This window comes from bacterium SCSIO 12643 (genome assembly GCA_024398135.1).
In the GTDB taxonomy this organism is placed as follows: Bacteria; Bacteroidota; Bacteroidia; order Flavobacteriales_G; family Salibacteraceae; genus CAJXZP01.
The window spans coordinates 3,224,809-3,237,751 of record CP073750.1 but is presented as its reverse complement, the minus strand read 5'-3'; the positions used below and the strand labels follow the sequence as shown (position 1 = coordinate 3,237,751).

At 36.5% G+C, this 12,943-nt stretch carries 16 protein-coding genes; 9 read left to right on the top strand and 7 right to left on the bottom strand.

The genetic code is table 11. The features are described from left to right. The first annotated feature begins 89 nt into the window (after nt 1-89). A complete protein-coding gene (locus KFE94_14265) occupies nt 90-971 on the top strand; it encodes a hypothetical protein (GenBank protein ID UTW65808.1) in 882 nt (293 codons plus the stop codon). Nucleotides 972-1,030: 59 nt separating this feature from the next. Then, nucleotides 1,031-2,392 carry a sugar transferase gene (locus tag KFE94_14260; GenBank protein ID UTW68285.1) on the top strand — a complete coding sequence of 454 codons (1,362 nt, stop codon included), beginning with the start codon at nt 1,031-1,033 and terminating at the stop codon, nt 2,390-2,392. A gap of 3 nt (nt 2,393-2,395) precedes the next feature. Here the strand turns inward: KFE94_14260 and KFE94_14255 are convergent, their stop codons facing one another. After that, entirely contained in the window at nt 2,396-3,313 is a 918-nt protein-coding gene (locus KFE94_14255) for a patatin-like phospholipase family protein (protein ID UTW65807.1), read from the bottom strand. A gap of 156 nt (nt 3,314-3,469) precedes the next feature. Here KFE94_14255 and KFE94_14250 point away from each other — a divergent pair, with 156 nt between their 5' ends. From KFE94_14250 to KFE94_14230, 5 genes are read left to right on the top strand one after another with little or no spacing between them, the layout of a single operon-like run. After that, entirely contained in the window at nt 3,470-3,706 is a 237-nt protein-coding gene (locus KFE94_14250) for a uroporphyrinogen decarboxylase (GenBank protein ID UTW65806.1), read from the top strand. Next, nucleotides 3,699-4,961: an imidazolonepropionase gene (gene hutI / locus KFE94_14245; GenBank protein UTW65805.1), complete on the top strand. Its 1,263-nt coding sequence runs from the start codon at nt 3,699-3,701 to the stop codon at nt 4,959-4,961. Before KFE94_14250 ends, hutI begins: the two co-directional genes overlap by 8 nt. 11 nt (nt 4,962-4,972) lie before the next feature. Then, complete coding sequence (locus KFE94_14240) at nt 4,973-5,701, top strand: DUF547 domain-containing protein (protein ID UTW65804.1); 729 nt, start codon at nt 4,973-4,975, stop codon at nt 5,699-5,701. Continuing rightward, complete coding sequence (locus tag KFE94_14235) at nt 5,698-6,072, top strand: CoA-binding protein (protein ID UTW65803.1); 375 nt, start codon at nt 5,698-5,700, stop codon at nt 6,070-6,072. Before KFE94_14240 ends, KFE94_14235 begins: the two co-directional genes overlap by 4 nt. A gap of 9 nt (nt 6,073-6,081) precedes the next feature. Then, nucleotides 6,082-6,627, top strand: coding sequence for a hypothetical protein (locus KFE94_14230; protein ID UTW65802.1), 546 nt, complete (start codon nt 6,082-6,084; stop codon nt 6,625-6,627). On the opposite strand, the gene KFE94_14225 is transcribed toward KFE94_14230, so the two are convergent. The 6 genes from KFE94_14225 to KFE94_14200 form a co-directional block, all read right to left on the bottom strand. Further along, nucleotides 6,624-6,971 carry a DUF1801 domain-containing protein gene (locus KFE94_14225; protein UTW65801.1) on the bottom strand — a complete coding sequence of 116 codons (348 nt, stop codon included), beginning with the start codon at nt 6,969-6,971 and terminating at the stop codon, nt 6,624-6,626. The two genes, KFE94_14230 and KFE94_14225, sit on opposite strands and share 4 nt — an antisense overlap. A gap of 12 nt (nt 6,972-6,983) precedes the next feature. Beyond that, complete coding sequence (locus KFE94_14220) at nt 6,984-8,177, bottom strand: aspartate aminotransferase family protein (GenBank protein UTW65800.1); 1,194 nt, start codon at nt 8,175-8,177, stop codon at nt 6,984-6,986. A gap of 61 nt (nt 8,178-8,238) precedes the next feature. Beyond that, nucleotides 8,239-8,700, bottom strand: a complete 462-nt coding sequence (locus KFE94_14215) for a hypothetical protein (GenBank protein ID UTW65799.1) — start codon at nt 8,698-8,700, stop codon at nt 8,239-8,241. Between the two features lie 10 nt (nt 8,701-8,710). After that, entirely contained in the window at nt 8,711-9,163 is a 453-nt protein-coding gene (locus tag KFE94_14210) for a hypothetical protein (GenBank protein ID UTW65798.1), read from the bottom strand. 35 nt (nt 9,164-9,198) lie between these two features. Then, nucleotides 9,199-9,750, bottom strand: a complete 552-nt coding sequence (locus KFE94_14205; protein UTW65797.1) for an RNA polymerase sigma factor — start codon at nt 9,748-9,750, stop codon at nt 9,199-9,201. A 71-nt stretch (nt 9,751-9,821) separates the two neighbouring features. Beyond that, nucleotides 9,822-11,729, bottom strand: coding sequence for a gliding motility-associated C-terminal domain-containing protein (locus tag KFE94_14200; GenBank protein ID UTW65796.1), 1,908 nt, complete (start codon nt 11,727-11,729; stop codon nt 9,822-9,824). 162 nt (nt 11,730-11,891) lie between these two features. Here KFE94_14200 and KFE94_14195 point away from each other — a divergent pair, with 162 nt between their 5' ends. Both KFE94_14195 and KFE94_14190 read left to right on the top strand, forming a co-directional pair. Beyond that, entirely contained in the window at nt 11,892-12,743 is an 852-nt protein-coding gene (locus KFE94_14195; GenBank protein UTW65795.1) for an SPFH domain-containing protein, read from the top strand. Between the two features lie 4 nt (nt 12,744-12,747). Beyond that, nucleotides 12,748-12,915, top strand: coding sequence for an Arc family DNA binding domain-containing protein (locus KFE94_14190; GenBank protein UTW65794.1), 168 nt, complete (start codon nt 12,748-12,750; stop codon nt 12,913-12,915). The last annotated feature ends 28 nt before the right edge of the window (nt 12,916-12,943 follow it).

Genomic DNA, 12,943 nt, shown 5'->3' with positions numbered 1-12,943 from the left:
CTTAAAAACTTTATACCCAAAACCACAATTCAACGATGATAATTACGTTACAAAGAACGTTATATTTGCCAACCACATTATTTGGGTACATGATTAGACTGTTACGCTTTGCAATAATTTTATTTCCACTTTTTATTTCTTGTGAAGGCAAAAGAGAAAGAATCCCAGCATATATTACTATAGAAAAAATTGACTTTAATTACGATAATGTCAGTGTTTTGGGTAATGGTGGTACGGCCATCACTGATGCCTGGGTTTTTGATAACGATAATTTACTGGGTGTTTTTGAACTTCCTGCTACGGTAGCGGTTGCTGCTGAAGGGAGTCACAAACTTACTGTAGCTGCCGGCATTAAACTAAACGGTATTTCTTCTACTCGTGAAAGGTATGCTTTCTATGAACAGTGGAACGATGATGTTACTCTAACTCCTCTGGATACTGTAGTTGCAGAACCTAAAGTTCGCTATTTCACGGATACGGGCATCTCTTTTAAGGAAGAATTTGAAAATGCCGTTTCCAAAATCGATACTGCTCCATCAAGTGATGTGGCACTGGTGAAAACATTAGTCACGAATGGTCCGACCTACCTGGGAAAGTTTGTAGGTAAAGCAACAATGACTGAAGACAAACCTGGATTTAAAGCATACAATACTGATTTATTTATGGTTCCTGTTAGTTCCACATTACCAATGTATCTGGAATTGGACTATAAATGCAACCAAAATCTAATTATCAGTACGCTTATTCAGGAACCTGGAAATGGAACGGTAGAGAATCCTCTGATCACATTAAGATCAACTGAAGAAAACGGGGAACTTAAATGGAAACATATATACATTGATCTTACGGATCGTTTTGCCGGCCTGGTGAATGCAACCGGATTTGGTATTGGATTTACCGCATACTATAATGATGGAAATCCTGAAGGGCTTGTGTATATTGATAATGCCAAGGTGGTAAACACAAAATAGTGAGTTTAAACAAACGAAAAGAACTACTAAAATATCTTATTGCGGATTTGTTTTCTGCAATGACGACCTGGGTTGCCTTTTTCATTTTTAGAAAGAAATACCTGGAACCGCTTAAGTTTGCTGAGCCCGTTCCAATCACCTTTGACAATCAATTTTATCTAGGACTAATACTCATCCCTATTTTTTGGGCTCTGTTTTATTTTGTTTCCGGATACTATCAGGACCCTTTTAGAAAATCCCGATTGAACGAGTTTGGGGTTACATTATTACAATCTTTGATTGGTGTACTCATCTTGTTTTTCACCGTGATCCTGGATGATGAAATTCCAAATTACAAGAGTTACTACACCTCGTTCTTTACTTTATTTGGCCTGCATTTTACAACTACTTTCTTGTTTAGGTATTTCCTGATTAGCAATACTGTACACAAAGTACACAACAGAATTATCGGTTACAATACGCTAATTGTAGGAGGTAACGAAAATGCGGTTAAACTATTTGATGATCTGGAAAGCGCAAAAAGATCCAGTGGTTTTCTGATCAAAGGTTTTATCAATGTAAACGGAAGCTCCAATCATTTACTTGAAGGAAAAGTAAACCATCTGGGACATCTCAAGGAGGTTAAACGTATCATCATAGAAAACGAAATTGAGGAAGTCATCATAGCAATTGAACCTTCAGAGCATCATAAAATAGAAGAAATTATTTCTGTTCTGGATGAAGCTGAAGTAAGCATTAAGATTATTCCAGACATGTATACGATCCTAACCGGACAAGTAAAAATGTCATCCATATTTGGTGCACCTCTCATTGATATTCGTAAAGAAATCATGCCTTCATGGCAACAATCCTTCAAGCGGATGTTTGATATTGTGGTTTCATTTAGTGTATTGACACTGCTCTTTCCACTATATCTTTTCATCGGAATTATGGTAAAATTAGGTTCTAAAGGACCTATGATTTATTCTCAGGAACGTATTGGACATCATGGCAAACCGTTCATGATTTATAAGTTTAGATCAATGTATGAAAATGCAGAGACGGACATTCCTTTATTATCCAGTACACACGATAACAGAATTACACCATTTGGCCGTTTTCTTCGTAAATCGCGTTTGGATGAAATTCCACAATTCTATAACGTTTTGATTGGAGACATGTCTATTGTTGGCCCACGACCAGAACGTCAATTCTATATTACTTTGATTAAAGCTAAGGCGCCACAATATTCACATCTACAAAAGGTAAAACCTGGTATTACCAGCTGGGGACAGGTGAAATACGGTTATGCTGAAAATGTAGATGAAATGGTCAGACGACTGGAATACGATATTCTTTACATCGAAAACATGTCTTTACTGGTTGATTTTAAAATCTTAATCTATACTGTTCTTATTGTCTTAAAAGGAAAAGGAAAGTAAACACTAATCTTTCTTCGGACGGTAACAATGACATTCCGGTTCGGTAGATTTCGCAAACTCATATCCCATCTTCCACCAATTACGCATCGTAGTTGGATCAAAAACCAACGGATACTCCGTCAGTAAATCCGGAGTATAATACAAATTCACATCTACTTTTCGGGTTAAACTTTTCAATTGACCCAACATCAAATCTTTATTAAAGCTATGATTCATAGACACATCAAAAATTTTAGACATTGTCTGGAACGCATTCGTAGATGGCGGTAATATTTTATGTGGATCTTTTGGAGATAGAACAATGACATCAACCGCCTCCACATCTCCAAGGTCAATTGCAGCTCTAATGGGAAGTAAAGTCGCAAAACCTCCGTCTGCATATTCTTGTCCTCCTTTTCTTAGGATAGACATAAAAGGTGCATAGTTGGCCGAGCCCCAAATCCAATCTATAAAATCAGCATACCGCTCCGTTTTAGAGGATTTATACTCTAATTTTTGTTGCGTTAAATTACTTACTGTTACAATCACTTCCTTATCCAACTCCTGAAGTTTATTAAAATGCTTCAACGTGATTTCACGTCTTAATTTTCTTAGAAGTCGGTGACTATTCCCAAACGTTGGGTTTCTCTTAATAAATGATTTGACAATATTCAGGTGATTCAGTTTTACACTAAAATCATCATCTTCTTTCGTAATAATAAACGGGTTTAGAGAAAAAATATCACGGGTTCTTACATGCGTATATATATGTTTGATAATCTCAATCTCCCCAATTAACAGATGTGGAAGTAAGATACTACCAGTGGATGACCCCACCCCTAACACATAATCATGTTTTTTCTCTCTAATTAAGTATTCAGCAACACCTCCGGCCCATGCTCCTTTCGATCCACCACCGGAAATCACTAATGCTCTTTTCATGCCATAAAAATATATGTTTTACCCTAAAAAGAAATAAATGAAGAAGGTAACTTTTCATCCTAATTTATTTAGTTTCCCACAGCGCCTAAATCAATAATTTGATACTTTAGTCCGCTGAACGATAAGGTTCAAAAAAACGATATAATTCGCGAGTTTATGTTTGATATTACCTTAACAGATTGGATTGGATATTTAGCTTCAGCTATTGTGTTTTTTTCCTTTTCTTTTTCAAACGTAAAAAAGTTGCGTCTGGTTAATATGGTGGGTGCCGCAGTATTTGTTACCTATGGAATTATGTTGGAAACAGCTTATCCCATAGTCGTATTTAATACCGGAATTATTTTGCTTCACACCTATCATTTATTCTTTAAATCTACAGATCAAAATGAGTAAAATCTTAATATCAAATATCAAATCTCTTTTACAAATCAATGAAAATAATCAATTGATCAAGAAGGGAGAGGACATGAAAACACTTCCTGCCATTGACAATGCATTTTTGATTATCGAAAATGAGGAGATTCTGGATTATGGAAAGATGGAAGACTGTCCTTCCGGAGATTTTGACCAAACCATTAATGCAAAAGGAAGGTTTGTTTTACCGACCTGGTGTGATTCACATACGCATTTGGTGTATGCGGGAGATCGTTCTCAAGAATTTGAAGATCGAATCAATGGACTTTCCTATGAAGAAATCGCCAAACGTGGTGGTGGAATTTTAAATTCTGCTAAACGATTGGCCAACGCCAGTGAAGATGAACTTTATGAAGCTGCTTATTTCAGACTCAATGAGATTATGTCTATGGGTACCGGAGCCGTTGAAATTAAAAGTGGTTATGGTCTATCTGTAGATGCAGAAATTAAAATGCTGAAGGTTATTGGACGATTAAAGCAAAATCATCCGATCACCATTAAATCGACTTTCCTTGGCGCACATGCTTTCCCGGAAGCTTATAAGAATGATCATAATGGGTATATTGACTTAATCGTCAATGAAATGATTCCACGCGTAGCCAAAGAAAACCTGGCAGAATATATTGATATCTTCTGCGAACAAGGCTATTTCTCTGTTGAACATACGAATAGAGTTTTAGAAGCTGGTAAAAAACATGGTTTGATTCCAAAGACACATGTTAATCAATTCAACGCCATTGGCGGAATTGAAGCGAGTGTAAATTTTGATGCTTTATCTGTAGATCATCTGGAGGTTATGGATGAAAATGATTACTCTTTTTTAGAAAATAGTCATACCATCCCTACGCTACTTCCATCTTGTTCTTATTTCTTAAGTATTCCTTACGGACCAGCACGAGAAATGATCAATAGAGGTTTACCTGTTGCCTTGGCTACGGATTTTAATCCGGGCTCTACTCCATCTGGCAATATGAACTTTGTGGTTTCAACCGCTTGTATCAAAATGAAAATGACTCCACAAGAATCCATAAACGCAGCTACCATTAATGGTGCTTATGCAATGGGAATCAGTGATTCTATGGGAAGCATTTCCAAAGGTAAAAAAGCCAATATCATGATTACACAACCGATGAGTTCTATTGCTTATCTACCATATTATTTTGGAGTAAATCCAATTGAACAGGTCATTCTAAATGGTAAACGAACAGTTCATCATTCTTCTTCCATAATTTAATCTTAAAACACATGAAAAGCATTCGCCACATTATAGCTACACTAACTTTAGTCCTTTTAGTTTCCGTTTCTGTTTATGCTCAAAATGCAATATCGCTTTCGCAGGATATGTTGACCAGCATAAAAATGAATCAATCTATCACGGACTTTGAAAAAGAATTGGCCAATATTCCTTTTCAAAAATTAACGGAAGAGCTCAATACTGATCAAAAGAAACAGGCTTTTTGGATTAATGTGTACATTGCTTATAGCCAAAAGTTACTTTCAGAATACGGAGAATGTGATAAACCATGTAAGCGTAAAAAAACGATTACTGTAGCCAATCGTGTATTTAGTTTAAATGATATCCTCTATCGTATTTTACTCCACTCTAAATCTACCATTACAAGGGGTAAACGTATCATCAGTCCGAAATGGGAAAAAGCACTCCGTGTAAATTATCCGGATGGTCGTATTCTGTTGGCCATCGAAGGAAATCAAAAAATTGCGGATGCAGTGACTTATTATGAACCTGAAAATATTGATGATCAACTGAATGAAATTGCGATGCTGTTTTTAAAAGCTCGGGTATATTATAACGTTGATAAAAACGAGGTCTATCTTCCGAAGTGGATCAAACATTTTAAAAGAGAATTTGGTAAAACAGCGGGTATTATTCGTGGATTAAAAAGAGCTTCGGTAGTTCCGGAAGATCAAGAACCAAAAATTGTATTTTCGGATAAAATAGCAGAACTCAAATGAAAGTCAACTGGAATACCGCAGTAATTGGGCTCACTCCAAATCAAAATCGTTACGCATATATTGCGACTACACGGTTACAGAAACACCAATATCCGGTTATTCCGCTAGGATTTAGATCTGGTATAGTTGGAGATCAGCCCATCGTTACAGATTGGCCCGATCAGATTGAGAATTTAAAGATTGTTACCCTCTATATCGGTCCGCATCGTCAACCTGAGTTTTACGATTACATTATTCAACTTCAACCGCAAAAGGTTATCTTTAACCCCGGAACAGAAAATCCTGCGTTTTATAGTCAACTGGAGAAAGTCGGAATTCAATATGAAGAAGCTTGTACATTGGTTTTACTGTCTACGGATTCATTCTATTAATTACTATCTATGAAAAAAACACTCATACTATTTCTTTTCTTACAAGTCTGTGCTTTCGGATTATACGCGCAAAGTAGTTATGTCAATTTATCCAATAGAGTTCTGATTTCCGGGATCATTAACCATGATACTTTAATCATTGAAAATCTAAACAACAAAGTATTGATCAATGGTGAACTGGGGCAACTCAGTGTAGAATATAACAATCAAGATGCAAGAATTGTGGACCACACACCTGCTACTTTAGATGATAACGAACGTGCAGATATTACCATTCAATTCTGGAATGAATATGCATGGTTAGATGAACGCATCAAAACCACTATTCCCGTAGAAGAATTTACAGATGAGATTAATGTGGCTGTTGGCGATGAAGAAAATCTGATTCCTGTAGACTTTAAAATTTCTAAAATTCGTGGGATTCAGGATTTTTCTGTGATGATTCAAATCACAGGTAAATTTTCCGGTGATGCATTAAAAGAAGATTTTCCGGATATTAAGTTTGAGGAAGATCTTCAATTTGCCATCTTTCTTACCGTACAGGTAACTAACTAATACAACTGTCTAAGTGCATCCAGAATTTCATGTAAATCATCTATAGGAATGTCCTTTTCAGGATCGATTCGCATGATTTTCATCTTTTTTCTGTTTCCCTGATATAAACTGGGATGCACCATGTTATTGGCTCTGACCATACCTATATAAGGTTCTCCGGTTTTCTTATCCTGATAGAGATAGCAATAGGGCTTCTTTTTATAGTAATAAAACGGAACTGAATATTTCCAATGCTCTGTAATACGTTCATCAAAACTTAAGATGATTTCACGCAGGGATAAATAACACGAACGATGTGGTTCTTCAAACTTCAAAAAGTATTGGTCTATCACATTTATATCCATGACTTTATTTCTTTAGACTTTTTCGGCCAGGTCAAATCCTTCTTGAATGACCTGACATGCATAGACGATATCCTTATCTGAAATGTTTAACGGTGGCGACAACCTAAAAGCATAACTGGTCGATAAAAACCAAAAGGTCAATACGCCTTTTTCCAAACAATAATCCACAACGGTTTTTACCTTTTCAAAGCTATCCATATCTACGGCAAAGAACATTCCTTTTCGTCTGATTTCTTTAACTTCCGTATGTTGTAAACCTTTTTCGATCAAAGCCCCTTTACGCTCGACTTCATTAAAATCTATTTCGTCCTGAATGACTCTTAAATTAGCCAATGCAGCAGCACAATTCACCGGATGTCCTCCAAATGTGGTAATATGTCCTAACATCGGATCGTGGGTCAACAACCTCATCTTGTCAAAACTTGAAATCATCACCCCAATCGGCATTCCTCCTCCAAATCCTTTAGCTAGTGTCAGAATATCCGGATAGACACCATAATGTTCAAATGCAAACATTTTTCCGGTACGTCCCATACCCGTTTGAATTTCATCAAAAATCAACTGGGTTCCAGTTTGATCACAAACCCGCCTAAGTTCGCCCATAAATTCTGGTGAAGCTGCTCTTACTCCGGCATCTCCCTGAATGACTTCTACGATTACCGCTGCGGTTTTATCTGAAATCTCTTTTAAATCTTCTAATACATTAAAATCCAAAAACTTTACATCCGGTAAAAACGGTCTAAAAGCATATTTTTTATTCTCATTTCCGGTAACACTCAATGATCCATGCGTACTTCCATGATAGGATTGCTTAAAACTGATTAATTGTGTTCTCCCGGTCACACGTTTCGCCAATTTTAGCGCAGCTTCATTGGCTTCTGTTCCAGAGTTTACGAAATAACTGGTACTTAAATGCTCTGGTAAAATCTGAGATAATTCATAACCTAAATCAGATTGCACTTTCTGAACATATTCCCCATATACCATCAAATGCATATGCTGATCAACCTGTTTTTTCACCGCTTCCACTACTCTGGGGTGGTTGTGCCCGATATTGGAAACCGCTACTCCGGAAATCATATCTAACCATTTTTCTCCATTCACTCCATGTAACCAGGATCCTTGCGCAGACTCCACTTCAATCCCAATTGGGAAAGGAGTTGTTTGCGCTAAATGCTTATAAAATATCTCTTTTGAATTCGGCATAAAACAAAAATAGGAAAGCAAATGTATCTGCTCTCCTATCTTCATTTTAAGTCTGTAAAATTTATCTTGGTGGAGGTCCTCCTCTTTTCAGTCTTTTTAGAATCTCTCTTTTAAATTCATGCTCGGCCTGATATAGTTTTCCTACTTTTTGAACCGGAATTACCTGCTTAAACTTTTTGTCGTATTCCCGCTTTAAATCAAGGATTTCCTGCTCGATATCAAAATTAAATTCGATCAATTTATTGATCTCAGCATCAGTCAATTCCTTTCCTCTATTCTGACGCCTCATTTGCCTACGTTTCTGCTCTAGTGCATCCATTTTAGCTACGAATTCATTATACACCGGCCAAAACTTTTGGGCTTCTTCAACCGTAAGATCCAGTTTACTGGTAATAAACTCTACCTTCATCGCCATAATCTTTTCTTTCTTCTCACCATGAGGGCCTCCGGGAGGTTGAGCCCAACTCACCTGTACCAGTGTGGTTAACATGACAATTAATCCTATAACAATTTTAGATTTCATCGTGGTATTTTTAAAGGTTTTCCAATAAAGTATATTCCGAATAATTTTCGTCTAATATATAAGCATATGCTTCATCAGCCGAAATATATTCATCATCTATATATAAATTTTCTATTTCCGTATCCGTTAAACTTTCCGCCATCGCATATTCATCCAGTTCATAAAAATCTGCTACATCATCAACAGTCATCTCCGCTATTTCTGCTTGCGGAATTTCTGTCTGATTATTGTACATAAATAAACCACCCCAAAGTAATGATGCTGCAATAGCAATAACACTCATTACACGGGTAAACTTCCCAATCGGTTGAATCTTTTTATTTGATTCTTTTTTCGATTTGATTTTAGATTGTATTTCAATATCCAAATGATCCAAATAACCGTCCGGCATTTTCATCCCGGATTTTTTTGCACCATTTCCCTCATCAAAAAAATCAAAATCTATATTTTTATTTGTGTGCATACTCATTAGACTTTATGCTTTGCAAAAGGTTTAACTCAGCTCGTTTTCAATTTTATATACTCCTCAATTTTTTTCACTGCATGATGGTATGAGGCTTTTAAACCTCCAACTGATGTTTCCAATACCTCCGATATTTCCTGATATTTCATATCCTGAAAATACTTCATATTAAACACGAGTTGTTGTTTCTCTGGCAGTGTTTTCACTGCTTCTCTTAACATGGCTTCGGCAAAATCACCATCGAAATACTGATCTGCCATCAAATGATTGGCTACGCTTCCTGCAGTATCGTCTATACTATCTGCCTTGACACGTTTGTTCTTTTCAATAAAACTGATGGTTTCATTGGTTGCAATTCGATACACCCAACTAAATACCTGACTACGTCCTTCGAATTTGGGTAAATACCTCCAGATTTTCACATAGGTGTTTTGTAAAATATCATCTGTATCTGCATGTGATAAAACCATATTCCGGATATGCCAATATAAACGTTCTTTATAGCCTGACATCACCAAAGCAAAAGCACGGTCGTAGTCATTTTCAGCTATACAGCCCTTAATTTGTTTTTCCAGAAGATCCGACATTATTTACTAAGATAGCTAAAAGTAAAAAAGGTTTAATCTTCCTTTAAAATTTCTCACATTTATATGAAAATCTAGATAGCCAATTGCAAAGCACCTTTATACACTTTGTCTCCGATGGTTAAAATATAGTAGTATACTCCGGCTGAAGCAGGGGTTCCATTCACTGTTCCATCCCAATGGAAAATCCGTTGTTCACTTTCAAATTGAAGTACACCCCATCTATTGTAAATACTGATTTTATAGGGTTGGATACCTTCATAAACAATTTCAAATGCATCATTGTATCCATCTTTATTTGGAGTAAAAATATTGGGGATCAAGACCTCTTCACATTCGTATACATTGGAAATAAATCTTCTGGTACATTTTTCATAGGTAATATCCACGTGGTATGCTCCTGATACCGTAGCAAAATACGTTGGTGATGTACTTCCATTTTGCCATAAATAGGTCCCGTTTGGAATCGTTGCATCCAACAAAATTCCATTGGTTCCGCATAAAGAAGTATCCGAAACCAAATTAGGTGTAGGAAAATCTACCACATCCACAACAATGGTATCTCTATACACATTGGTATCGCATGAACTTCTTGTTTCCACCCAATATGTATCAGATGCAGTTACTTCAATTGAAGGAGTTGTTGCACCTGTAGACCACAGATAACTGTTAAATACATCCGAAGATGTGTTTTGGATCGTTAAAGGTGTGGTCAAACAAATGGTTGTATCCGGTCCTAAATCCAAATTTTTAACCGGTTGATATCCGCATAACAAAAGATCAGAAACCGTCATATCCAAAACAGAGACCGTTTGATCGGTATAGTTTAAACCAAATGATAGATTTGGATGTGTACTTTGATTATAGTTTGCAGGTTCCAAGGTAGTTTGAAAATTAATCGTAGAATCACAACCCATCTCTAAATCAGCATCTAACTTCGCATGAAAAATATGATCATTGGCTGAAGTAACAAATCCGGTTGCTAATCTATTCCCAGAATTTAATTGGGCATAATCTGTAACAATCAAATCAGCATTAGGTACTTTCAATACATTTTGTTTGATCACATTTAAATCTTTGTCAAACTCTATCACAACAGGATAATTCTGTCCTGAAACGAATGCATTAAAAACAGTTGCAAATCCGTCACTTGCCGTTTTGCGTAATGGATTGGGGACTCCGGGAATTCCAGTATATAAAACCCCACCCCACATCAATACTCCGAATTTATCGAATTTATAAAACCCTATATCTGTAGCCCCCGTTTTACTTTGACTAAAAATGTATCCATCGCTCACTTCAATCGGAGTCAAATAATAATATGAGCCAGGGTTTACCAATCTGGAAGTCCATTCCACAGTTCCATTTTTATCTAATTTAAAAACGGTTTTTCCTGTTCTAAATAGAGTTCCGGTGTCCTGTGTGACAATTGCTGTTCCCCATACATTTCCAAAGGAGTAACTATTGGACCAAATAATATTCCCGCTCGCATCCATCTTGGTTAAATTATTTGGCAAACTCGCTCCTGCCGGAGAACTATTATAATACACTAAAATATCACCTTCCTGATTTTCCATGAGTTCATATGGATACACATCCAAATTAGGTTTAGAATAGAGTTTACTCCATTCTACATTACCCAGAAGGTCTAATGAAGTGACTCTAAATTGCCTTAGCCCATTTGAGATTTCATGTGTTAGAATTTTGATCTTGTTATTCTGAGTGACTACCAATCGGTTCCCCACGCAACACACATGATTTTCCAGGTCGTAATATTTAGACCATTCTATTTGACCACATGCATCAAACTTGTTGAGTTGTACACTATCTAATGAAGCAACTATCCAACCACCATCTGGAGTTGGTTTTACCACTACGTTATCTCCGGTTGTACGGTGATCCAATTGCTTTAAGAACAATTCCTGCGCATAACTTAAACTACCAAAAGCTATACAAAGCAATACCAGCCAAGACTTTAACATAACGATTTTTGAATTGTTTGAAATCATATAGTAGAACCCTAAATTAAGCATACTCATTTACATAGACGTTAACTCAGCTCAACCGTTGGTATATGAAATCATTAAATAAAATTTTTATTTCCAACTTTTAAAATCTATTTTTGATATCAAAATGATATTATTATGAAATCAGAAAAATATGTTAAGCCTGCCAATGGTTATGTAATGCTAACCATAGTTATTGTAGCATTCATCCTTGTTGTTACCGGAGTAATTGCAACTAGAAACCCGATGATGTTGATCCCTGCTCCATTTATTATCGGATTGTTACCCGGTTTTTTTATTGTCAATCCAAATGGTTCCAGAGTCCTGGTTTTGTTCGGAGCATATAAAGGAACGGTTAAAGACAATGGTTTTTTCTTTACCAATCCGTTTTATACCAAGCAAAAAATATCATTACGTGCACGAAATTTTGATAGTGAACGTGTTAAAGTAAATGATAAAATCGGGAACCCCATCCTCATCAATGTGATTTTAGTTTGGAAAGTAAGCGATACTTATAAAGCTGCTTTTGAAGTAGATGTGTATGAAAACTTTGTACGTATTCAAACAGATGCCGCAGTACGAAAATTAGCAGGATCTTACCCCTATGATAATTTTGATGATGAGCGAACTGCAATAACTTTGCGCTCCGGAATGGAGGAAGTGAACGATGCATTGGAGCATGAGATCACAGAGCGTTTGGCGATAGCCGGAATTGAAGTAATGGAAGCACGTATCGGTTATTTGGCTTATGCTCCTGAAATCGCAAGTTCCATGTTAAAACGTCAACAAGCTGTGGCCATTGTTTCTGCACGTAAAAAGATTGTTGAAGGTGCTGTGGGTATGGTTGAAGATGCTTTAACGAAACTTTCAAATGATGAAATCGTAGAGTTTGATGAAGATAAAAAGGCTACTATGGCCAGTAATCTGATGGTGGTACTGTGTGGTGATAAAGAAGCCACTCCGGTGATCAACACAGGTTCATTACATTAATAGTATGAGTAAAAAGAAATCATTTGTTTTAAGAATTCATCCCGATGTTTTCAAGGAAGTTGAAAAATGGGCGGATGATGAATTTCGAAGTGTCAACGGGCAATTGGAATGGATGATTCATAAATCATTAAAAGATGCCAAAAGGCTTCCTAAAGCAAAGAAGAAGGAATAAAAAAGGGCTGTTGAATAACAGCCCTTTT

What these genes read in the sequence shown, in the direction of transcription:
- KFE94_14265 (UTW65808.1), top strand. Translation starts at nt 90, where the DNA reads ATGATTAGACTGTTACGCTTTGCAATAATTTTATTTCCACTTTTTATT.
- KFE94_14260 (UTW68285.1), top strand. Translation starts at nt 1,031, where the DNA reads ATGACGACCTGGGTTGCCTTTTTCATTTTTAGAAAGAAATACCTGGAA.
- KFE94_14255 (UTW65807.1), bottom strand. Translation starts at nt 3,313, where the DNA reads ATGAAAAGAGCATTAGTGATTTCCGGTGGTGGATCGAAAGGAGCATGG.
- KFE94_14250 (UTW65806.1), top strand. Translation starts at nt 3,470, where the DNA reads ATGTTTGATATTACCTTAACAGATTGGATTGGATATTTAGCTTCAGCT.
- hutI (UTW65805.1), top strand. Translation starts at nt 3,699, where the DNA reads ATGAGTAAAATCTTAATATCAAATATCAAATCTCTTTTACAAATCAAT.
- KFE94_14240 (UTW65804.1), top strand. Translation starts at nt 4,973, where the DNA reads ATGAAAAGCATTCGCCACATTATAGCTACACTAACTTTAGTCCTTTTA.
- KFE94_14235 (UTW65803.1), top strand. Translation starts at nt 5,698, where the DNA reads ATGAAAGTCAACTGGAATACCGCAGTAATTGGGCTCACTCCAAATCAA.
- KFE94_14230 (UTW65802.1), top strand. Translation starts at nt 6,082, where the DNA reads ATGAAAAAAACACTCATACTATTTCTTTTCTTACAAGTCTGTGCTTTC.
- KFE94_14225 (UTW65801.1), bottom strand. Translation starts at nt 6,971, where the DNA reads ATGGATATAAATGTGATAGACCAATACTTTTTGAAGTTTGAAGAACCA.
- KFE94_14220 (UTW65800.1), bottom strand. Translation starts at nt 8,177, where the DNA reads ATGCCGAATTCAAAAGAGATATTTTATAAGCATTTAGCGCAAACAACT.
- KFE94_14215 (UTW65799.1), bottom strand. Translation starts at nt 8,700, where the DNA reads ATGAAATCTAAAATTGTTATAGGATTAATTGTCATGTTAACCACACTG.
- KFE94_14210 (UTW65798.1), bottom strand. Translation starts at nt 9,163, where the DNA reads ATGCACACAAATAAAAATATAGATTTTGATTTTTTTGATGAGGGAAAT.
- KFE94_14205 (UTW65797.1), bottom strand. Translation starts at nt 9,750, where the DNA reads ATGTCGGATCTTCTGGAAAAACAAATTAAGGGCTGTATAGCTGAAAAT.
- KFE94_14200 (UTW65796.1), bottom strand. Translation starts at nt 11,729, where the DNA reads ATGTTAAAGTCTTGGCTGGTATTGCTTTGTATAGCTTTTGGTAGTTTA.
- KFE94_14195 (UTW65795.1), top strand. Translation starts at nt 11,892, where the DNA reads ATGAAATCAGAAAAATATGTTAAGCCTGCCAATGGTTATGTAATGCTA.
- KFE94_14190 (UTW65794.1), top strand. Translation starts at nt 12,748, where the DNA reads ATGAGTAAAAAGAAATCATTTGTTTTAAGAATTCATCCCGATGTTTTC.